This is a genomic window from Pseudomonas sp. IT-P260, from assembly GCF_949768395.1.
Classification (GTDB): Bacteria; Pseudomonadota; Gammaproteobacteria; order Pseudomonadales; family Pseudomonadaceae; genus Aquipseudomonas; species Aquipseudomonas parakoreensis.
In genome coordinates, this window is sequence record NZ_CATKPO010000022.1 from 518,771 (window position 1) to 540,428 (window position 21,658).

Consider the following 21,658-nt stretch of genomic DNA (forward strand, 5'->3'; position numbering starts at 1 on the left):
TTTTTCAACTGTTAGACCGCATCCCGCGGCAACATCAACCCCAACGGCAACCTTACCCGCGCTTCCAGTCCGCCCCCGGAGCGGTTGCGCAGCTCGACATTGCCGCCATGCATCGAAGCAATCCGCTTCACAATCGCCAACCCCAACCCGGTACCTTTACCACCCCGGGCACGGTCGCCACGGGTGAACGGGTTGAAGATCGCCTCAAGCTCTGACGGATCAATACCCGCGCCACGGTCCATCACGCTCAACACCACGTACGGCGCGCTGGTATCGCCAGACACATAAGCCGCGACCTCGACGCCACTACCGGCATGGTTCAGGGCGTTGCCGATCAGGTTGTTCAGCAGGCGCTTCATCGACACCCGGCGCAGTGGAAACGGCTGGATCGGTTCCAGTCGCAAGCGCACTTTTTCTTCGCTCTGGTTATAGGGTGCGGCCACCTCACGCACCAGATCGCTCAGGTCCACTTCTTCCACCGACTCGTCACGACCGTCACGAATGAACGCGAGAAACTGGTCGAGAATCGCGTCCATGTCTTCGATGTCGCGGACCATGTCGTCAGTCAGGTCATTGCGGTCGCCCATCAGCTCCAGCGACAGCCGCAAACGGGTCAGCGGCGTACGCAAGTCATGGGATACCCCGGCCAGCATCAGCTCGCGCTCGCGACCAGCCTGTTCGACGTCTTCGGCCATCTGGTTGAAGGCGCGATACACCTCGGTCATCTCGCTCGGTGTATCACTGATCGGCAGACGCACGCTGCGGCCCTGACCAAGTTGTCGGGCGGCATATACCAGGCGTTTCAACGGCTGGTTGAGCTGACTGACGAAAATCCATGCCGACGCGGTCGACAACAAACCGATGGCGAGGAACCAGCCGAGCACGTTCCAGATTTTCTGGCCGCGCAATGGATGCGGGTACAGCGGCACTTTCAGCCAGCCATCGCCGAGGCTCGGTGCACGCACCCACAGCGCCGGCGGCGAGTGCATGCGCAAACGCACTTCGGTATCGGCGCCCAGCTCCGCCTGCATCTGCCGCTGATAGATTTCACTGTACGGCCAGTGCTGTTCGCCCTCGGGTACACCGGCGCCGACCACCCGGATCAGCGTCGCGGCATCGGCGATCTTCGCGCGGTTTTCTTCATCGGCCGCCCAATAGGCACGCAGCGTCAGGGCGACGCCGTGGCTGTATTGGCGATCCACCAGCACGTCCTCGTTCATCAACAGATAAACCAGGGTCAGCGCCTTGGAAAACAGCACGACGATGAGCACCAGCCAAAGGGTGCGGGAGAAAAAACTTTGGGGGAACCAGACGGGGGTTTTCATCGATAACCGTTACACACTTGCAGGAGCGAGCCATGCTCGCATATTGCGGATTGCGAGTCTGCGTAGAGAGTCGATCAACCCGATCTGCGCAGACCCGCTCCTACAAATCGCCGATCACTTGGTAGCGGCGCCATCCGGCACGAACACGTAGCCCACGCCCCAGACCGTCTGGATATAGCGCGGTTTCGACGGATCCGGTTCGATCATCCGGCGCAGACGGGAGATCTGCACATCGATGGAACGCTCAAGGGCATCCCACTCGCGACCACGGGCCAGGTTCATCAGCTTGTCGCGAGTCAGCGGCTGACGCGCGTTCATCACCAGCGCCTTGAGCACCGCAAACTCACCGGTGGTGAGCATGTGCACTTCTTCGCCACGTTTCAGTTCGCGAGTCGCCAGCGACAGCACGTAATCACCGAAGGTGACGTTTTCGTCTTCGCTGCCCGGCGCGCCCGGCACCGGTGCGGCCTGACGACGCAGAACCGCCTTGACCCGAGCCATCAGCTCGTCCGGGTTGAACGGCTTGGCCAGGTAGTCATCGGCGCCCAGTTCCAGGCCCTTGATGCGGCTCATCTCATCGCCCTTGGCGGTGAGCATGATGATCGGAATCTGGTTGTTCGCGGCCCGCAGGCGACGACATGCGGTCAGGCCGTCTTCGCCCGGCAGCATCAGGTCGAGGACCACCAGGTTGAACACTTCACGCGACAGCAGGCGGTCCATTTGCTCGGTGTTCGGTACGGCACGGGCGCGGTAGCCCTTGCTGACGAAGAAACGTTCCAGCAGGCTGCTCAGCCCCGGATCGTCGTCAACAATAAGAATTTTTTCGCCTTCAGCATTGTTTGCAGTGCTGCTCATTGGATGCTCCTTTTAGCTCGGCGCGCATTATGGCGTAGCTGCCGTTATACGCACCGTGTGCATTGTTAGCAGATTTTTCCTTCACTGCCAGAAAACCGGGGTTTGTGCCTACAGACTGCTACACCCCCGAATGACAGAACGCTGGTTATAATGCGCGGCGTTTTGTGCCAGGCAACGTCTGAATCGTTACCGCAGGTGGCCGGGCTTTTTTCCCAGTGGCCGCAGTAATTGTTCGATTTCACGGGTCAATGGGGAGCCTTTTGACCCAGGCAGCGGCAATTTTCTAGCCGCTCAACCAGACTCCGGGCCTTTATTTCCGTGCCTGCGAGCCTGCTTTCACACTATGTCAGGTGGTTTTATGGACAGTATCAACAGCCGCATCGCCGAGGAACTCGGCGTACGCCCGCAACAGGTCGAAGCGGCCGTCGCGCTACTCGATGAAGGCTCTACCGTTCCCTTCATCGCCCGTTACCGGAAAGAAGTCACCGGCAGCCTCGATGACACCCAGTTGCGTCATCTGGAAGAGCGTCTGCGTTACCTGCGAGAACTCGACGAACGGCGCATCAGCATCCTCGCCAGCATTCAGGAGCAGGGCAAACTCACCCCCGCTCTCGAGCGTGACATCAAACTCGCCGACACCAAAACCCGTCTCGAAGACTTGTACCTGCCGTACAAGCAGAAGCGCCGCACCAAGGGCCAGATTGCCCTGGAAGCCGGCCTCGGCGAGCTGGCCGACGGCCTGTTCAACGACCCGAATCTGTCGCCGGAAACCGAAGCCGCACGCTTCGTCGACGCCGAGAAAGGCGTAGCCGACGTGAAAGCTGCGCTGGAAGGCGCCAAGTACATCCTGATGGAGCGCTTCGCCGAAGACGCCAGTCTGCTGGAGAAGCTGCGTAACTTCCTCAAGCAGGAAGCGACCATCAGCGCCCGCGTGATCGCTGGCAAGGAAGAAGAAGGCGCCAAGTTCCGCGACTACTTCGAACACGACGAGCCGCTGAAAAGCATGCCGTCGCACCGCGCGCTCGCGATTTTCCGTGGCCGCAACGAAGGCATCCTCAGCTCCGCGCTGAAAGTCGGCGACGAACTGCCGGGCACCATGCACCCGTGCGAAGGCATGATCGGCCAGCAATTCGGCATCCAGAACCAGAACCGCCCCGCCGACAAATGGCTCGGTGAAGTGGTGCGCTGGACCTGGAAGGTCAAGCTTTACACCCACCTCGAAACCGACCTGCTCGGCGAGCTGCGCGACGGTGCCGAAACCGAGGCGATCAATGTCTTCGCCCACAACCTGCATGACCTGCTGCTGGCGGCGCCGGCCGGCCCGCGCGCCACTCTGGGCCTCGACCCGGGCCTGCGTACCGGCTGCAAGGTCGCGGTGGTCGACTCCACCGGCAAGCTGCTCGATCACGCCACGGTTTATCCGCATGTGCCGCACAACAAGTGGGATCAGACCATCGCGATCCTGGCCGCCCTGTGCGCCAAGCACTCGGTTGACCTGATCGCCATCGGCAACGGCACCGCCAGCCGCGAAACCGACAAACTGGCGATCGAGCTGATCAAAAAATACCCGGCGATGAAGTTGACCAAGGTCATGGTCTCCGAGGCCGGCGCCTCGGTGTACTCGGCATCGGAACTGGCAGCCAAGGAATTCCCGGATCTGGACGTGTCGATCCGTGGTGCGGTATCGATTGCCCGTCGCTTGCAGGATCCACTGGCCGAGTTGGTGAAGATCGATCCGAAATCCATCGGTGTCGGCCAGTACCAGCACGACGTGTCGCAGCTGAAACTGGCGCGCGGTCTGGATGCGGTGGTCGAGGACTGCGTGAACGCCGTCGGCGTCGATGTGAACACCGCTTCGGTGGCACTGCTGGCACGGATCTCCGGCCTTAACGCGACTTTGGCGCAGAACATTGTTGCCCACCGCGATGAACACGGCGCCTTCAAAACCCGCGCAGCGCTGAAGAAAGTCGCGCGTCTGGGCGAGAAAACCTTCGAACAGGCAGCAGGTTTCCTGCGCGTGATGAATGGCGACAACCCGCTGGATTCCTCGGCCGTTCACCCGGAAGCCTATCCGCTGGTGCAGCGTATTGCCGCTGAAACCGACCGCGATATTCGCTCGCTGATCGGCGACGCCGCGTTCCTCAAGCGTCTGGATCCGAAGAAATTCACCGACGAGACCTTCGGTCTGCCCACCGTCACCGACATTCTGCAAGAACTGGAAAAACCGGGCCGCGACCCGCGTCCGGAGTTCAAGACTGCCGAGTTCCAGGAAGGCGTCGAAGACCTGAAAGACCTGCAACTGGGGATGATCCTCGAAGGCGTCGTCACCAACGTGACCGCGTTTGGCGCGTTCGTCGACATCGGCGTGCATCAGGACGGTCTGGTGCACATCTCGGCGCTGTCGGAGAAGTTCATCAAGGACCCACGCGAAGCGGTGAAGGCCGGTGACGTGGTGAAAGTGAAGGTCATGGAAGTCGACATCCCGCGCAAACGCGTCGGCCTGTCGATGCGCATGAGTGACACCCCGGGCGAGAAAATCGACGGTGCCCGTGGTTCGCGTCCAGGCTCGGCACCGCGCCAGTCGTCGAACAACGCGCCGCGCAAGGAAACGGCCACGGCCGCTCCGGTGAACAACGCCATGGCTTCGCTGTTCGCCAACGCCAAGCAGTTGAAGAAACGCTGATGGAGATTCCGGCCGGGCTCGTCGAGAGCGCGTTTTTCCAGCTGTTGGGCTGCCGCCTGCACAGCCTGGAAACCGGGGTGGCGCAAGTCGCCCTGGTGCTGGAACCGCAACTGCGCAATCGCGGCGGCAAATTGCACGGTGGCGCACTGTTCAGTCTGGTCGATATCGCCATGGGGCTGGCCTGTTCCAGCACCCACGGCTTCGACCAGCAGAGCGCGACCATCGAGTGCAAGATCAACTACATCCGCGCCGTATCCGACGGCGAGGTGCTGTGCACGGCGCGGGTGATCCACCCGGGCCGCCGCACGCTGGTGGTCGAGGCCGACGTGATGCAGAGCGACAAACTGGTCGCAAAAGCGCAAGGCACGTTCGCTGTCCTGTAGATGTTGTTCATCATTTTGAGTTAATTTCGGCGCAACGAATCCTGTGGGAGCGAGCCTGCTCGCGAAGACGGTGTGTCAGTCGACGGTGATGTTGGCTGCAATACCCTCTTCGCGAGCAGGCTCGCTCCCACAGGGATTGTGCAGTTCCTGACTGACCGGCAAATGGCCTGCCGCTACAAAACCAGGCGAAAACGCCAGTTTCAACTTCACCCTTGTAGACCGTCCTGCCCACCCCCATATTGGGGCGACTGACGCGTGAAGGAATCCAAATTGAGCGAACTTCTCAACCGCCGCCTGGCTCTGCTCGGCGAGCGCGCCAACCTCTCTCTGCTCGAACAGTGCCTCCACGGTATCGAACGTGAATGCCTGCGCGTGACCAGTGAAGGTCGTCTGGCGCAAACGCCGCACCCGGAAGCCTTGGGTTCCGCGCTGACCAATGAACAGATCACCACCGACTATTCCGAGTCGCTGCTGGAATTCATCACCCCTGCCCTGCCCGACCCGGCCGATACGCTGGCGAGCCTGGACAAGATTCATCGCTTTGCCTACAGCAAGCTCGGCAACGAGTACCTGTGGAGTCCGTCGATGCCGTGCCCGTTGCCGGCCGAGGAAGACATCCCGATCGCCTATTACGGCACCTCCAACATCGGTCAGCTCAAATACGTCTACCGCAAGGGCTTGGCCCTGCGTTACGGCAAGACCATGCAGTGCATCGCCGGGATCCACTACAACTTTTCCCTGCCGGAAAAGCTCTGGCCGCTGCTGCGCGAAGCCGAAGGTTTCGTCGGCACCGATCGCGACTTCCAGTCGTCGTCCTACATCGCGCTGATCCGCAACTTCCGTCGTTACAGCTGGCTGCTGATGTACCTGTTCGGTGCTTCGCCAGCGCTGGACGCAGGCTTCCTGCGCGGCCGTTCGCATCAGTTGGAACAGCTGGACCCGGACACCCTGTATCTGCCGTACGCCACCAGCCTGCGCATGAGCGACCTCGGTTACCAGAGCAACGCCCAGGCCGGCCTGACGCCGTGCTACAACGACCTGGCGAGCTACACCGACAGCCTGCGCAAGGCTGTGGCCACGCCGTATCCGCCGTATGTGGAGGTCGGCACACACAAGGATGGCGAGTGGGTTCAACTGAACACCAACATCTTGCAGATCGAAAACGAGTACTACTCCAACATCCGCCCGAAACGCGTGACCTATACCGGCGAGCGGCCGATCCAGGCGCTGATGGCCCGCGGCATTCAGTACGTCGAAGTGCGTTGCCTGGACATCAACCCGTTCCTGCCGATGGGCATCGACGTCACCGAATCGCGCTTCCTCGACGCGTTCCTGCTGTATTGCGCGCTGAACGACAGTCCGCTGCTGACCAACACTTCGTGCGGCAATGCCACTTCGAACTTCCTCAGCGTGGTCAAGGAAGGCCGGCGTCCGGGCCTGCAGTTGCAGCGTGACGGCGAAGCGGTCGAGCTGAAGGTTTGGGCAGCCGAGCTGCTGGAAAAAATCGCACCGCTGGCGGCGTTGCTTGATCAAAGCCACGGCGGCGACACGCATAGCAAGGCGCTGGATGCGCAACTGGCCAAAGTCAGCGACCCGTCCCTGACCCCGTCGGCGCAGGTGCTGGCCGCGATGGCCGAGCACAAGGAAAGCTTTGCGCAATTCTCCCTGCGTCAGAGCCAGGCCCACGCCGAGTTCTTCCGCCGCGAGCCGTTGACGGCGGATGAGCAGGCGAAGTTTGAGGAGCTGGCGCGCTCGTCGCTGGCGCAACAGGCGGAGCTGGAGCAGAACGAGGTCGGTGATTTCGATGTGTTTGTCGGGTCGTATCAGGCAAGCATTCTGGCGATCAGCAACTAAGCGCCGCCTTTGAAAAGATCGCAGCCTGCGGCAGCTCCTACAGGGTGTACGCCTATCCCATGTAGGAGCTGCCGCAGGCTGCGATCTTTTGATCTTTAGATTTTTCCGCTCATAAGCTAAGTCTAAAAAGTTATTTATTTTTAGTTTCTTAGATCATTTAGTCTCCTTTCACGCCGATCGTCGGTCGCCTGATTTGGAGCACTCCCCATGAAACTGAATTTCCCGCTTCGCCTGCTGGCCGTGGCCTCTCTGGCTGCTGCGAGCTTTCTGGCGCAGGCCGCCGACCTCACCGTCGCTTACCAGACCACCGTCGACCCGGCGAAAGTCGCCCAGGCCGATGGCGCCTACGAGAAAGCCACCAAAGCCGACATCAACTGGCGCAAGTTCGACAACGGCGCCGACATCATCGCCGCCATTGCTTCGGGTGATGTGCAGATCGGCTACCTCGGTTCCAGCCCGTTGACCGCTGCGATCACCCGCAAAGTCCCGGTGGAAACTTTCCTCATCGCCACCCAGATCGGCGCCGCCGAAGCACTGGTCGCCCGCGACGGTTCCGGGATCAAGACCCCGCAGGATCTGGTCGGCAAGAAAATCGCCGTGCCGTTCGTGTCCACCGGTCACTACAGCCTGCTCGCCGCGCTGAAGCACTGGAACATCGATCCGTCGAAAGTCACCGTGCTCAACCTCGCCCCGCCAGCGATCATCGCCGCGTGGAAACGCGGTGATATCGACGCCACTTACGTGTGGGATCCGGCCCTCGGTGTGGCCAAGGAAAACGGCAAAGTGTTGATCACTTCCGGTGAACTGGCCAAGTTCGGCGCGCCGACCTTCGATGCGTGGATCGTGCGCAAAGACTTCGCCGAGAAGCACCCGGAAATCGTCACCGCGTTCGCCAAGGTCACCCTCGACGCCTACGCCGATTACCGCAAGGATCCAAAAGCCTGGCTCGCCGACCAGTCCCACGTCGACAAACTGGTGAAGCTCTCCGGCGCCAAGGCCAGCGACATTCCATTGCTGCTGCAGGGTAACGTCTACCCGCTGGCGGCTGATCAAGTGATCACACTCGGCGCGCCGACCACCCAAGCCATTACCGACACCGCCGCGTTCCTCAAGGAACAAGGCAAGGTCGAAGCCGTACTGCCGGACTACGCGCCGTACGTCAGCGCCAAATACATCACCAACTGATCGGGAGTTGACTGCGATGGCCTTGCTACAGCTGGAGCGCATCAGCGCACAGTACCCGGGCAGCCCGGAACCGGTGCTGGCGGACATTTCCCTGACCCTCGGGCCTCAGCAATTGCTGGTCGCCCTCGGCCCGTCCGGCAGTGGCAAGACCTCGCTGTTGAACCTGATCGCCGGCTTCGTCGAACCCAGCGCCGGGCGCATCACCCTCGACGGCGTGCCGGTCAAAGGCCCGAGCGCCGAACGCGGCGTGGTGTTCCAGGATGACGCGCTGCTGCCCTGGCAGGATGTGTTGGCCAACGTCGCGTTCGGTCTGGAACTGGCCGGCGTCGCCAAGGACAAGCGCGAAACAATCGCCCGGGAAATGCTTGCACTGGTCGACCTCAGAGGTTTTGAACACCGCCGGATCTGGCAGCTCTCGGGCGGCCAGAAACAGCGCGTCGGCCTGGCCCGCGCCCTCGCCGCCGACCCGCGCGTGCTGCTGATGGACGAGCCCTTCGGCGCCCTCGATGCGTTCACCCGCGAGCAGATGCAGGAGCTGTTGCTGCAAGTCTGGCAGCGCACCGCCAAACCGGTGTTCCTGATTACCCACGACATCGAAGAAGCGGTATTCCTCGCCACTGACCTGATTCTGCTGGCGCCGAATCCGGGGCAGATCGTCGAGCGTCTGCCTCTGGATTTCGGCCAGCGCTACGCCGCCGGTGAGTCGGCGCGAGCGATCAAATCCGACCCGCGTTTTATCGAAACCCGCGAGCACGTGCTGAGCAAAGTGTTCTCGCAACGCAGCGCCGTGCAACGGCAGGAGCGCGCATGAGCAGTTACGACGTTTCCGCCCCCGCAGTGAAAACCCCGTCGGTGGCGATTCCAGTCCGGCGCAGCCTCAGCACCCGCTGGATCAGCCTGCTGACCCTGTTCGCCTTGCTGGTGATCTGGTGGGCCGTGACTGCCAGCGGTTTGATCGAACCGCTGTTCCTGCCACCACCCTCTGCCGTGCTGCAAAAAGGCTGGTTGCTGGCGACTACCGGTTACATGGATTCGACCCTGTGGCAGCACCTGGGCGCGAGCCTGAGCCGCATCGGTCTGGGCCTCGGTTTCGCGATTCTGACCGCAGTGCCGGTGGGCATCGCCATCGGCGCCAACCGTATTGCCCGTGGTGTGCTTGACCCGCTGATCGAGTTCTACCGGCCGATTCCGCCGCTGGCGTATCTGCCGCTGATCGTGATCTGGTGTGGTATCGGCGAGTTGTCGAAAGTGCTGCTGATCTATCTGGCGATTTTCGCGCCGATTGCCATTGCCACCGCGACCGGCGTGCGCACTGTAGACCCGGCGAAATTGCGCGCTGCTCAGTCGCTCGGTGCAACCCGCGCACAACTGATCCGCCACGTGATTTTGCCCAGCGCCCTGCCAGATATTCTGACCGGTGTGCGCATTGGTCTGGGTGTTGGCTGGTCGACCCTGGTCGCCGCCGAACTGATCGCCGCCACCAGCGGTCTGGGTTTCATGGTGCAGTCGGCCGCGCAATTTCTGGTCACCGATGTGGTGGTGCTGGGGATTCTGGTGATCGCCCTGATTGCCTTCGCCATGGAAATGGGCCTGCGCGCCCTGCAGCGCAAACTGGTGCCGTGGCACGGCCAAATCCACTAAAGCATTTGTGAATCCTCCCGCGTAGGAGCTGCCGCAGGCTGCGATCTTTTGATCTGCTTTTAAAAAACAAATCAAAAGATCGCAGCCTGCGGCAGCTCCTACAGGGGCGCGGTTACCCGGAATTGAAGAGAACCATCATGAGCAGCCTGACCATCACCCCATTAAGCTCGGCTCTCGGCGCGCAGATCAGCGGCGTCGACGTCAGCCAGCCGTTGAACCTGGAACAGCGCAATGCCATCGAGCAGGCGCTGCTCAAGTATCAGGTGCTGTTCTTCCGCAACCAGCCGATCGAGCCTGCGCAACAGGCGCGTTTCGCCGCGTACTTTGGCGACCTGCACATCCATCCGATCTACCCGAACGTGCCGGAGCAGCCCGAGGTGCTGATCCTCGACACCGCCGTCACCGACGTGCGCGACAACGCGATCTGGCACACCGACGTGACCTTCCTGCCAACGCCGGCGATGGGTGCAGTGCTCAGCGCCAAGCTGCTGCCGGAGTTCGGCGGCGATACGTTGTGGGCCAGCGGGATTGCCGCCTACGAAGCACTGTCGGCGCCGATGAAAACCTTGCTCGAAGGGTTGACTGCAACTCACGATTTCACCCGCTCGTTTCCGCTGGAGCGTTACGGCAACACGCCCGAAGCGCTGGCACAGTGGGAAGAGGCACGGCGCAAGAACCCACCGTTGTCACATCCAGTGATCCGCACTCACCCAGTGAGCGGACGCCGTTCGTTGTTCGTCAACGAAGGCTTCACCTCGAAGATCAACGAGCTATCGGACACCGAGAGTGAAGCGATTCTGAAATTCCTGTTCGCCCACGCAACGCGGCCCGAATTCACCATTCGCTGGCGCTGGCAGAAGGATGACATTGCGTTCTGGGATAACCGCGTGACCCAGCATTACGCGGTGGATGATTACCGCCCGGCGCGGCGGGTGATGCAGCGGGCGACGGTGTTGGGGGATGTGCCTTACTTTTAAGATCAAAAGATCGCAGCCTGCGGCAGCTCCTACATTGGGATTCGCATTTCCCTGTAGGAGTTGCCGTAGGCTGCGATCTTTTGCTTTGCCCATTACTCCGCGGTCGACGGCTTCTCCCAAAGATTGATCCCGCCCTCCTGAGCAAAGCGATCGATCTCCGCCAGTTCCTCAGCACTGAAGCTCAGATTCTTCAACGCCCCGACGTTCTCGATGATCTGCTCCGGCCGGCTCGCGCCGATCAGCGCCGAGGTCACTCGCGGATCACGCAGGGTCCAGGCCAATGCCAGCTGCGCCAGGCTCTGGCCACGACGCTTGGCAATCTCGTTCAGCGCTCGCACGTGGGCAATGTTGGCCTCGGACAGGTGCGACGCCTGCAGCGAACCACCGCCCGGACGATTGACCCGCGCATCCGCCGGCACGCCGTTGAGGTACTTGTCGGTCAGCAGACCTTGCGCCAGCGGCGTGAACGCAATGACGCCAGTGCCGAGTTCGTCGGTGGTGTCGAGCAGGTCTTTTTCCACCCAGCGATTGAGCAGGTTGTACGCCGGCTGATGAATCAGCAGCGGCACTTTCCACTCCTTGAGCAGCGCAGCGATCTCGCGAGTTTTTACCCCGGAGTACGACGAGATACCGATGTACAACGCCTTGCCCTGCTGCACGGCGGTGGCGAGGGCGCTGGCGGTTTCTTCCAGCGGGGTATCCGGGTCAAAGCGGTGCGAATAAAAGATATCCACGTAGTCCAGACCGAGGCGCTGCAGGCTCTGGTCGAGGCTGGCCAGCACGTATTTGCGCGAACCGCCGCCCTGGCCGTAGGGGCCGGGCCACATGTCCCAACCGGCCTTGCTGGAGATGATCAGCTCATCGCGGTACGGCTTGAAGTCTTCGCGCAGCAGGCGACCGAAGTTGATCTCGGCGCTGCCGTATGGCGGGCCGTAGTTGTTGGCCAGGTCGAAGTGGTTGATGCCCAAATCGAACGCGGTGCGCAGCAGGGCGCGCTGGGTGTCGATCGGCGTGCTGTCGCCGAAGTTGTGCCACAGGCCCAGCGACAGCGCCGGCAGCACCAGACCGCTGCGGCCGACGCGGCGGTAAGGGATGGAGTCGTAGCGGTTTTCGGCAGCGGTGTAAGTCATCGAATCCTCTCTTGTCTGTTTTGAAATGGGTGTCGACTTCTTCGCGAGCAGGCTCGCTCCCACATTTGGAATGCACTCCCCTGTGGGAGCGAGCCTGCTCGCGAAGGGTGTTACACAAATCTGTTGCCGGGTCGGGCCAGGCCCAGGTTGTCGCGCAAGGTCCGGCCCTCATACTCGGTTCTGAACAGCCCGCGTCGCTGCAGTTCCGGGACCACACCACGGGCGAAGTCTTCGAGCCCGCCCGGCAGGTGCGGCACCAGCACGTTGAAGCCATCCGCCGCGCCCTGTTCGAACCACGCCTGCAAGCGGTCGGCGATCTGCTTCGGCGTGCCCACCAGGCTGTAATGCCCGCGTCCGCCAGCAATCCTGCGGCCCAATTCGGCGAGGGTCAGGTTCTCCCGGCCCGCCAGCTCAGTCAGCAGTTTCTGCCGGCTCTGCTGGCCGCTGTCGGTCAGTGGCAAATCCGGTAGCGGGCCGTCCAGCGGGTACTTCGACAAGTCGAAGTTGCCCAGCATACGCCCAAGCAACGCCACGCCAACCTCCGGTTCGACCAATTGCTGAAACGTTTCACATTTTTCCTGCGCTTCGGCTTCTGTCTGCCCGACGACAACAAACACCCCCGGCATGATTTTCAGCGAATCGGCACTGCGTCCGTACTTGGCCAGACGTCCCTTGAGGTCGGCGTAGAACGCCTGCGCGCCGGCCAGTGAAGTCTGCGCGGTGAACACCACTTCAGCAGTTTGTGCCGCCAGCTCACGCCCGGTTTCGGACGAGCCGGCCTGCACAATCACCGGTTGCCCCTGTGGCGAGCGTGCGACGTTCAGCGGGCCTTTCACTCGAAAGTGCTCACCGACGTGATCCAGCACGTGAAGCTTCGACGGGTCGTAATAGGCGCCATTGGCCTTGTCGCGGACAAACGCATCATCCTCCCAACTGTCCCACAGCCCGCTGACCACCTGATGAAACTCCCGGGCACGGCTGTAGCGTTCGGCGTGGCCGATGTGCTCGTCGCGACCAAAATTCAGTGCCTCGGCGGCGTTGTCCGAGGTCACCAGATTCCACCCGGCGCGGCCGCCCGACAGATGATCGAGCGAGGCGAATTTGCGCGCCACGTGATACGGCTCGTTGTAGCTGGTGGTCGCCGTGGCGATCAGGCCGATGTGTTCGGTCACCGCGCTCAGGGCCGAGAGCAAGGTCAGCGGTTCGAAGTGATCGGAGCGTGCCATGCGGCTGGCGATGTCCTGGGTCGGCGCGGCGACGCTGTCGGCGACGAACAGCGTGTCGAACTTCGCCGCTTCGGCAATCTGCGCCAGACGCTTGTAGTGGGCGAAATCCAGCCCGGCATTGGCCGGTACCTGCGGGTGCCGCCACGCAGCGACGTGGTGCCCGGTGGCCATGAGAAACGCGCCGAGTTTCAACTGTCTGCTCATCTCAGAAATCCTTGCGCAGTTGTACGCCGAAGTAGCGCTCGTCATCCCGTGGCACGGCGCGATAGATATAGTTGCCGCCGCTGGCCAGCAACGGTGAGTAGGACTTGTCGGCGAGGTTTTTGCCCAGCAGCGCCACACGCCAGCCGTTGCTGTAATCGGCGAGCGCTACGCTGGCGTTCCAGATGCCGTAGGCGCCTTGTTTGGTGTCGGCGTTCTGGCTGATGTCGTACTGCACTTCGCTCTGCCAGCTGTAGTCGGTGCCGAGTTCGATATCGAGGCCGTTGTCCAGCGGGATGCTGTAGTCGGCGCGCACGTAGCTTTTCCAGTCCGGACTGAACGGCAATGGCTTGCCATTAACGTTGCACGACGCCGCCGCGCCCGCCGGGCAGCTGAATTGGTCGATGCGCGCGCGGGTGTAGGCCAGTGCACCGGAGAACTTCAATTGCTGGGTCACCTGCAAGGCGTAATCGAGTTCGACGCCTTCGGTGCTGACGCTGCCGGCGTTGATCAGGCGCGTTACCACTTGCCCGGCAACGGTGTCGAAAAAGTTCGCCTGATAGTTGTCGTAATCGCTGTGGAACACCGCGAAGTTGGTGGTCAGCCGGTTGTTCCAGCTGGTGGCCTTGATCCCCGCCTCCCAGGTATTGGAGGTCTCCGGTTTCAGCGCTTCGGTGTCACGCGGCTGCATGTTGAAGAACACGTTGTACGCCGGGCCTTTGTAGCCACGCGAATAGGTCAGATACGTGGTGACCGCAGCGCTCAGGTCGTACTGCACGCCGAGGCGGCCGGACCAGCCGTCCTCGTCCACCGAACCGGAACTGCTGGTGGCCGTTTGAATGCCGCTGACCGTGGTCGCCGAGGTCGAGACACGACGGTGATCGTATTCCAGATCATCGTGGGTGTAGCGCAGGCCAGCGATGCCACGAAAGTCCGAGGTGAAGTTCAGCGTGGCTTCGCCGAACGCGGCGTAGCTGTCGCTGGTGGTGCTGTAATCGGCGACGCCACGGTCGGTGCGCGTGGTGGTGGTCAAGGTGCGCTGATAGGTCTCGTCATCCTTGCCGTGCATGTAAAACAGGCCGCCAACGTACTCGAGGAACTCACCTTTCGGCGAGGCCAGGCGCAGCTCTTGCGAGTACTGGTCGAAGGCCAGATCGCCTTTGTCGGCGGTGCCGGGGAACGCCGGGGTGATCGTGCTCAGCCGATCGCCGTCCTGATACTGCGTGTTGTCCCAGCCGCGCCACGCGGTGATCGAGGTCAGGGTGTAATCGCCCAGTTGCCAGTCGAACTGGCCGGACAGGCCTTTGTTGGTGTCCTCGACGTGGCTGCGGGTGTCGGTGTTGATGTCGCGGTTGTGGCCGCTGGCGTAGACCGGGCTCAACGCGTTGGCGAATGCCGGGGTCAGCGACTTGCTGACCACGCCGTTGGGGCCGTCGTCGTGGGACTGCATGTAGTCGGCGATCAGGGTGAAGGTCACGTCATCGTTCGGGGTGAACTCGAGTTTGCCGCGCACCCCGCGATGGTTGTAGCCGTTGACCTCCTGGCCGTTGTGCTGGTTATCGACGTTGCCGTCGTAAGTGCCGAACAGGGTGCTGATCGAACCCTTGAGCGTGTCCGGAATCAGGCTGCCGCCAATGCCGAAGCGGGTTCGGCTTTCGTTGCCGCTGTAGTACGACTGGTCGATGTAACCGTGGGTCTCGTTAGTCGGCGCCTTGCTGGTGATGTTGAGCACACCAGCCGAGGCGTTCTTGCCGAACAGCGTGCCTTGCGGGCCACGCAGCACTTCGACGCGCTCCAGATCCAGCAGATCAAGGGTCGCTTGACCTGGACGCGCATAGACCACGCCATCGATCACCGTGGCCACCGTTGGCTCGACGCCGGGCGAGGTGGAAATCGTGCCGACGCCACGCACGAACAACGAGGTGTCCTTGTTCGACGCACCGGTACGGAAATTCAGCGACGGCACTTGCTGAACGATGCTCGCCACGCCGTTGCGGTTGTCGCGCTCCAGTTGTTCGCCGTCGATCACCGACACTGCCACCGGCACCTTCTGCAGCGACTCTTCGCGGCGGGTGGCGGTGACCGTGACGGACTTGAGGGTCGGCTCTTGATCGCTGCTGTCGGCGGCGAAAGCATCGGGCAGCGGCAACACCGCCAGCCCGGTAAAGATCCAGCCAGCGGCGCGAATCGACTGCGCCAGTTTGTGTGTCGCCCCAGGAATGTTGTGCATGGTTGCCCGCTCGAAATTGGCCCTGAACCGCTGCCGTTCTGCGACGACAGCGCCTGAATCGGTGTCTTGGGCATTCGCTCGAGCGAGTAGCAGACAATGCGCTTTGTTAGCGCTAACATCGCCAGTATTGGCAAGCTCGGCATAGAGCGTCCAATACTGAAAAATTACTTTTATATGCGTTTTGGTTTTTAAGAGAGAGCAAGCCTTGAGCCAGGAAAATCCCCGCAAACGCCGTGGCGCCGGACGTGTGACCCTGAATGCAGTGGCGCGCGAGGCTGGCGTCTCGGCGATTACCGTGTCGCGCTATTTCAATCAGCCGGAAACCGTCTCGCCCGAGCGCCGCGAGCGGATCGCGGCGGTGGTGGCCGAGCTGGGTTACGTGCCGAATCTGGTGGCCGGCGGCCTGGCCTCGGCGCGGGGCAAAATCGTCGGCATGGTGATTCCGAATATCTCCGGACCGATTTTTGCCAACACCATTCAGGGCTTCAGCGACACCCTCAGCCGCCACGGTTATCAGTTGCTGCTGGCGTCGAGTTACTTCAGTACCGAACAGGAAGAAAACGCCGTGCGCGCATTTCTCGGCTGGTCGCCGGCAGCGCTGGTGCTGACCAGCCACTTCCACAGTGCGGGCACGGAAAAGATGATCGCCGAAGCGGATGTTCCGGTGATCGAAACCTGGGATTACCAGCCGGACCGCGAACCGATGCAGATTGGTTTTTCGCACTATGAAGTCGGTGTGACCGCTGCCCGCTATCTGCTCGACAGAGGCTATCGCCGCATCGCTTTCGTGCAGAACAGCGCACTCGGTGACCTCAGTGCCCTCGAACGTCGCGACGGTTATGCCGCCACCGTGCGCGAGTTCGGCCTTGAGCCTTGGGTATTCGCCCCCGACGCCGACCGCGCGCCGTTCGAAGCCGGCAAGCAAGCGATGGAAGCGCTGATGAACGCCGCTCCCCGCCCCGACGCGATCATCTTCGCCAACGACAACCTCGCCGCCGGCGGCCTGCTCGCCGGGCAACGCGCAGGCCTCAAGATTCCCGCAGACTGCGCCGTGCTCGGCTTCGGCGATTACCCGTTCGCCGAGATGCTGTTGCCGAGCCTGAGCACGATCAAGCCACCGGCACTGGAGATCGGCGTGCTGGCGGCAACGCGGGTATTGGAAAGCCTTGGGGTGCTGTCGAGCGATGATGTGCAGCGGTTGAACCTGTTGCAGTGCAACGTGATCGAGCGCGAGAGCACCTGACGAACATGCTTCTGTAGGAGCTGCCGCAGGTTATGCCGACAATTCGCGTAACGCAGCGGCGGCCAGAAATCCGGAGCGGGAACTGTAGCGTTGATCACGCCTGACTGTTTGATCAATACGCTCCAGCAGTTGCTCGGGCAACGTGGCGTTGAAGCGTACCGACTTGCCGAAATAGGGTGTGATATCAAAGTCGACGACACCCCAGATTCCACCCGCATAATCCGGGTTGTCGAGATGTGCATCAATGTCCCGAACTCGAGGCAACGGTGCACCATCAGCCACCAGCCCCTCATAGTGCAGGGCCAGAGCCTCCTGAGTGTTTTCAAAAGCTTCGGCTACCGTGGTACCTGCGGAGAAGCACCCCGGTACATCCGGGATAATCACTCCGTAGTCCGAGTCGGCATCCTTGTGCAAAACGACCGGGAATTTCATAAACGTGAATCCTTCGTCTGACGTGTCCATAAAAGGACTTTCACTTCCAATAACGGGCTTCATTTCAACCCCGCCTGTTTCAAAATGCTGTTGATCGTCCCTTTGGGAAAGTCTGAATCCGGATGCTTGATCGTCACCCGACCCGGCTTGCGCGGATGCTTGTACTGATGGTGACTACCCTTCACTGCAACCAGATACCAACCATCCTCCTCGATCATCCTGATCATTTCCCGACTACGCATTTCCTTAGCCCTGTTCGACAGCAAGAGCGGGTCACTTTAGGGCGTAAGCAACCGATTTATACACACGATACACACTCTGAGAAATATTAGCTGGGTGAACAAACGCTCGGTATTTGGTTCGACCAACGGCAGGCGCGAGCCAGCGAGAAAGGGTCTTGCCGTCCAGATATATTTGAATGCGTCGCGAAATGTGTCTGATCGAAAATGGTTGGCTTGTATTGATGCGGGCTGACTTGGCTATGCTCTTAATGACACCGAGGTGGCCCTTTCGCGGGCAAGCCCGCTCCCACAGGATTTTGGTTGTACACAAATCTGTGAATGACCGAGATCACTGTGGGAGCGGGCTTGCCCGCGAAGGCGTCCGATCAAGCACCACATAACCCGCAGGCACACCCATGCACACCGCCATCATTATCTTCTTCGGCCTGGTCCTGCTCGCCCTGATGCTCTACATCGGCGAGCGCATCGGCTTCAGCCGACAAACTCTGGCCTACAGTTTCGCCGCGTTGTGGCTGGCATTGACGGTGATCAATGGTGCGGTGGGGGTGGTGCATGCCGGGCAGCCGCTGGGTTCGGAGATCGCGGTGGGCAGCGCAGTGTTCGGAGTGCCGATGGCGGCGATGGTGTTGTTCATGGTGCTGAGCGCCGAGTCGTGAGACGTCCCGGCGCTCAGTTGCCGATCAACGCACCAGATGCAGGAACTGCATGTGGCGTTCGTACTGGTCGAGGATGTCGTTGATGATCTGTTCCTTGGTGTAGCCGACCAGATCGTAGTCCTGACTGCCCTCGCTCAAGTGCACTTCAGCGCGGTAGTAGCGGCGGTTGTTGAGTTGCTTGGAACCCATGCCACCCCGGGCAAACGACGGCGTGAAGTAGCCGCGCATCTGCACCTGGTAGATGAACGGATGCTGCTCACCGTGGCCGATTTCCAGGCTGATGTTGTCGTGCGCCGGATCCGGCTGGGTGACCACGTTCAAGCCTTTCTCGACGAAGACCGCCGTCACTTCCTCAATCGCCGGACGCACCGTGGTGTCCATGAAGCGGTACACCTCGTCGCGCGACGGGAAGTGCACCGCCTGACTCAGACGCTGGCGCCAGCCGCCCGTGCCACGCCGCGAACCGGAGACCGGTGCCAGCGAATGCAGTTGCGCGATCTGCTTCTGCGATTCCAGATAGAACGCCTTGTGCAGGCCCCACATCATCAGCAGCAAAATCATCGAGAACGGCAGCGAGGTCAGCACCACCGCCGATTTCAGCGCATCGATACTGCCGGAGAACAACAGCGCACTGGTCACCAGCGCGGTCATCGCGCCCCAGAACACTCGCAGCCATTTCGGCCCGTCTTCGTCCGGGTTGCCGCCCTTGGCCGACAGGGTCGAAAGCACCACTGTGCCGGAGTCGGCGGAAGTGACGAAGAACACGAAGCTGATGAACACCGTCACCGCGATGACAGTCTTGCTCCACGGGTAGGTTTCAAGCAGCAGATAAAGGCTCATCGACGGGTTGTCGAGGGCCGACATGCCCAGCGCCGACATACCGTGGTTGAGCACCTGATCGATCGCACTGTTGCCGAAGATCGACATCCACGCCAGGGTGAAACCGAGCGGGATCAGCAGCACGCCGAAGACGAATTCGCGGATGGTGCGGCCACGGGAAATCCGCGCGATGAACAGGCCCACGAACGGCGACCATGCGATCCACCAGGCCCAGTAGAACACGGTCCAGCCGCCGAGCCAGTCGCTTGGTTTGTCGTAGGCGTAGAGGTCGAAACTCTTCATCGGCAACGCGCCGAGGTAGTCGCCGAGGTTCTGGATCAGGGTGTTGAGCAGGTGCTGGGTGGGACCGGCGAACAACACGAACAGCAGCAGCGCACAGGCCAGCAGCATGTTGATGTCGGACATCACCCGCACGCCCTTGTCCACACCAGAGACGGCGACGATGATCGCCGCGCCCATCATCAGCGTGATCAGGCCGACCTGAATCCATTGGGTGTGGGCGATGCCGAACAGGTAGTCCAGACCCGAGTTGAGGTGCAGCACACCAAAACCCATGTCGGCACCCAGGCCGAACACCGTAGCGATAATGCCGAAGCCGTCTACCGCGTAACCGATGGGGCCGTTGATGCGCTTGCCGATCAGCGGGTACAGCGCCGAACGCAAGGCCAGCGGCAGGTTATGCCGGTAGGCGAAATAGGCCAGCGCCATGCCGACAAAGGCGAACACGCCCCAGCCGTGCAGGCCCCAATGCAGAAACAGAATCTGCATCGCCTGCCGCGCTGCATCGGCAGTGCCGGCCTCGCCTTGCGGCGGTTGCAGCATGTGGGTCAGCGGTTCGGACACGCAGAAGAAGAACAGCGTGATGCTGATCCCGGCGGCGAACAGCATGCCGGCCCAGGACAGGTAACTGAACTCGGGTTCGTCGTGGTCGGCACCGAGTTTGATCTTGCCGTAGCCCGATAACGCGGTGACCACCACGAAGACCAGATACAGCGTCATCGCGAGCATGTAGTACCAGCCGACCGTATTGGCCGCCCAGTTTTGCGCAGCCAGCAACCAGGCTCCTGCCTGCTCCGGCATGGCGATGACAACCAGACCAAACAGCAGAATGACCGTCGCGGCGAAGTAGAACACCGGCGGATTCATGCGCACCAGACCGCTGGCGGGGGTAGACGATGCACTCATGAAACGTGCACCTCGAGGGGTTGAATCGTGGCTGAAATGATCGGACTCAGCAAAGGCAAGCCTCCTGTTGTGAGCGGGCAGCGAACCACCGGTTTAACTTGAATGAACGTTCAAGTTAAACATGGATAGGGTGGTAAGGACTAATCGCAGGGCCAGGCGGTAGTTTTCGTACAGCAGCCCAAGGAGGGGTATGACGCGGGTTTGAGGGGATTCGTTCAATGGAGAATTGGCTGAATGCCATTATCTCGATCTGACCCAAAAAACCATTCGCGAGCAGGCTCGCTCCCACATTTGAAACGCATTCCAGTGTGGGAGCGAGCCTGATCGCGAAGAGGCCTGACGCGGCAACGCAGATTCAGGAACTTACTTCTGCGTCCCGTCATCATGCTGCAGATTGGCCTGAGTCAGGTTGCTCCCCGCCGGCACACTGCGGGTCAGCCACACATTGCCGCCAATGGTCGAACCCTGGCCGATGGTGATCCGCCCCAGAATCGTCGCCCCGGCGTAAATCACCACGTCATCCTCGACAATCGGATGCCGTGGATGGCCCTTCTGCAACTGCCCGTCTTCATCGGCCGGGAAGCGCTTGGCGCCCAAGGTCACGGCCTGATAAATCCGCACCCGCTCGCCGATGATCGCGGTCTCGCCGATCACCACACCGGTACCGTGGTCGATGAAGAAGCTGCGGCCGATCTGCGCGCCGGGGTGGATATCGATGCCGGTGGCCGAGTGCGCAATTTCCGCGCTGATCCGCGCCAGTAACGGCAACCCGGCGCGATACAGATGGTGCGCCAGACGATGGTGAATCACCGCCAGAATCCCCGGATAGCACAACAGCACCTCATCGACGCTGCGCGCCGCCGGGTCACCGTGATAGGCCGCCAGCACGTCGGTATCGAGCAGGCTGCGCAGGCCCGGCAAGGCCAGGGCAAAATCCTGAATGATGCGGATCGCCTGCGCTTCGACATCAGCATCGCCTTGAGCGCTGTGCCGGGCGACATACCGCAATTCCAGCCGCGCTTGCGCCAGCAAGGCATTCAACGCGGTATCGAGGGTGTGGCCGACATAGAAGTCTTCGCTTTCCTCACGCAGGTCCACTGGCCCCAGCCGCATCGGGAACAACGCACCACACAGCGCCTCGAGAATCTCGGCCATCGCCGCGCGGGACGGCAACTCGCGACCACCCTGCTCGCCGCTGGCCCGGCCATTCTGGGTACGCCACTGATCCCGCGCGGTACGCAGTTGGCTGACGATGGTCTGCAATTGCCAATGGCTGGAACGCTCGCTCACGGTAAAGACTCCTCACGGGCGGCCGGACGGTCTGGCCGCGTCAACGGCGACTACTTTACGGCATGCCCGTGAGGGCGAAT

At 61.5% G+C, this 21,658-nt stretch carries 18 protein-coding genes; 9 read left to right on the plus strand and 9 right to left on the minus strand.

The features are described from left to right. Nucleotides 1-11: 11 nt before the first annotated feature. Nucleotides 12-1,325 carry an ATP-binding protein gene (locus ACM6HV_RS13215; protein WP_027611205.1) on the minus strand — a complete coding sequence of 438 codons (1,314 nt, stop codon included), beginning with the start codon at nucleotides 1,323-1,325 and terminating at the stop codon, nucleotides 12-14. 114 nt (nucleotides 1,326-1,439) lie between these two features. Then, entirely contained in the window at nucleotides 1,440-2,180 is a 741-nt protein-coding gene (gene ompR, locus ACM6HV_RS13220) for a two-component system response regulator OmpR (RefSeq protein ID WP_003220637.1), read from the minus strand. Nucleotides 2,181-2,538: 358 nt separating this feature from the next. Between ompR and ACM6HV_RS13225 the strand changes: the two genes are divergently transcribed. From ACM6HV_RS13225 to tauD, 7 genes are all read left to right on the plus strand, one after another. Further along, nucleotides 2,539-4,863 (plus strand): Tex family protein, encoded by a 2,325-nt coding sequence (locus tag ACM6HV_RS13225; RefSeq protein ID WP_145595824.1) that lies wholly within the window; start codon nucleotides 2,539-2,541, stop codon nucleotides 4,861-4,863. Continuing rightward, the gene (locus tag ACM6HV_RS13230) at nucleotides 4,863-5,246 is read left to right on the plus strand and encodes a PaaI family thioesterase (RefSeq protein WP_414904386.1); all 384 of its coding nucleotides are present in this window, start codon (nucleotides 4,863-4,865) and stop codon (nucleotides 5,244-5,246) included. The genes ACM6HV_RS13225 and ACM6HV_RS13230 overlap by 1 nt, the downstream gene beginning before the upstream one ends. 270 nt (nucleotides 5,247-5,516) lie before the next feature. Continuing rightward, nucleotides 5,517-7,100: a glutamate--cysteine ligase gene (gene gshA / locus ACM6HV_RS13235; RefSeq protein WP_414904387.1), complete on the plus strand. Its 1,584-nt coding sequence runs from the start codon at nucleotides 5,517-5,519 to the stop codon at nucleotides 7,098-7,100. A gap of 207 nt (nucleotides 7,101-7,307) precedes the next feature. Then, nucleotides 7,308-8,285 (plus strand): taurine ABC transporter substrate-binding protein, encoded by a 978-nt coding sequence (tauA, locus tag ACM6HV_RS13240; RefSeq protein WP_414904388.1) that lies wholly within the window; start codon nucleotides 7,308-7,310, stop codon nucleotides 8,283-8,285. 16 nt (nucleotides 8,286-8,301) lie between these two features. After that, nucleotides 8,302-9,096, plus strand: a complete 795-nt coding sequence (gene tauB / locus ACM6HV_RS13245; protein WP_414904389.1) for a taurine ABC transporter ATP-binding subunit — start codon at nucleotides 8,302-8,304, stop codon at nucleotides 9,094-9,096. Further along, entirely contained in the window at nucleotides 9,093-9,926 is an 834-nt protein-coding gene (tauC, locus tag ACM6HV_RS13250) for a taurine ABC transporter permease TauC (protein ID WP_414904390.1), read from the plus strand. Before tauB ends, tauC begins: the two co-directional genes overlap by 4 nt. 137 nt (nucleotides 9,927-10,063) lie before the next feature. After that, entirely contained in the window at nucleotides 10,064-10,903 is an 840-nt protein-coding gene (gene tauD / locus ACM6HV_RS13255) for a taurine dioxygenase (RefSeq protein ID WP_414904391.1), read from the plus strand. A gap of 92 nt (nucleotides 10,904-10,995) precedes the next feature. Here tauD and mgrA read toward each other — a convergent pair whose 3' ends face one another. The 3 genes from mgrA to ACM6HV_RS13270 form a co-directional block, all read right to left on the minus strand. Continuing rightward, entirely contained in the window at nucleotides 10,996-12,033 is a 1,038-nt protein-coding gene (gene mgrA / locus ACM6HV_RS13260; RefSeq protein WP_086793993.1) for an L-glyceraldehyde 3-phosphate reductase, read from the minus strand. Nucleotides 12,034-12,143: 110 nt separating this feature from the next. Next, on the minus strand, nucleotides 12,144-13,463 hold the full coding sequence (locus ACM6HV_RS13265; RefSeq protein ID WP_414904392.1) for an LLM class flavin-dependent oxidoreductase: 1,320 nt from the start codon (nucleotides 13,461-13,463) through the stop codon (nucleotides 12,144-12,146). Nucleotide 13,464: 1 nt separating this feature from the next. Next, entirely contained in the window at nucleotides 13,465-15,690 is a 2,226-nt protein-coding gene (locus ACM6HV_RS13270) for a TonB-dependent receptor (protein WP_414904393.1), read from the minus strand. 205 nt (nucleotides 15,691-15,895) lie between these two features. Between ACM6HV_RS13270 and ACM6HV_RS13275 the strand changes: the two genes are divergently transcribed. Continuing rightward, nucleotides 15,896-16,933, plus strand: coding sequence for a LacI family DNA-binding transcriptional regulator (locus ACM6HV_RS13275; protein ID WP_414904394.1), 1,038 nt, complete (start codon nucleotides 15,896-15,898; stop codon nucleotides 16,931-16,933). A 30-nt stretch (nucleotides 16,934-16,963) separates the two neighbouring features. Here the strand turns inward: ACM6HV_RS13275 and ACM6HV_RS13280 are convergent, their stop codons facing one another. Together ACM6HV_RS13280 and ACM6HV_RS13285 are read right to left on the minus strand one after the other, a co-directional pair. Beyond that, a complete protein-coding gene (locus ACM6HV_RS13280) occupies nucleotides 16,964-17,365 on the minus strand; it encodes a type II toxin-antitoxin system HicB family antitoxin (RefSeq protein ID WP_414904395.1) in 402 nt (133 codons plus the stop codon). Nucleotides 17,366-17,424: 59 nt separating this feature from the next. After that, nucleotides 17,425-17,607, minus strand: coding sequence for a type II toxin-antitoxin system HicA family toxin (locus ACM6HV_RS13285; RefSeq protein WP_414904396.1), 183 nt, complete (start codon nucleotides 17,605-17,607; stop codon nucleotides 17,425-17,427). A gap of 395 nt (nucleotides 17,608-18,002) precedes the next feature. Between ACM6HV_RS13285 and ACM6HV_RS13290 the strand changes: the two genes are divergently transcribed. Then, complete coding sequence (locus tag ACM6HV_RS13290) at nucleotides 18,003-18,263, plus strand: hypothetical protein (RefSeq protein WP_025110994.1); 261 nt, start codon at nucleotides 18,003-18,005, stop codon at nucleotides 18,261-18,263. A 24-nt stretch (nucleotides 18,264-18,287) separates the two neighbouring features. Here ACM6HV_RS13290 and betT read toward each other — a convergent pair whose 3' ends face one another. Together betT and epsC are read right to left on the minus strand one after the other, a co-directional pair. After that, nucleotides 18,288-20,249 carry a choline transporter BetT gene (betT, locus tag ACM6HV_RS13295; RefSeq protein WP_174377299.1) on the minus strand — a complete coding sequence of 654 codons (1,962 nt, stop codon included), beginning with the start codon at nucleotides 20,247-20,249 and terminating at the stop codon, nucleotides 18,288-18,290. Between the two features lie 402 nt (nucleotides 20,250-20,651). Further along, nucleotides 20,652-21,578, minus strand: coding sequence for a serine O-acetyltransferase EpsC (gene epsC, locus ACM6HV_RS13300; protein ID WP_041071188.1), 927 nt, complete (start codon nucleotides 21,576-21,578; stop codon nucleotides 20,652-20,654). Nucleotides 21,579-21,658: the final 80 nt, after the last annotated feature.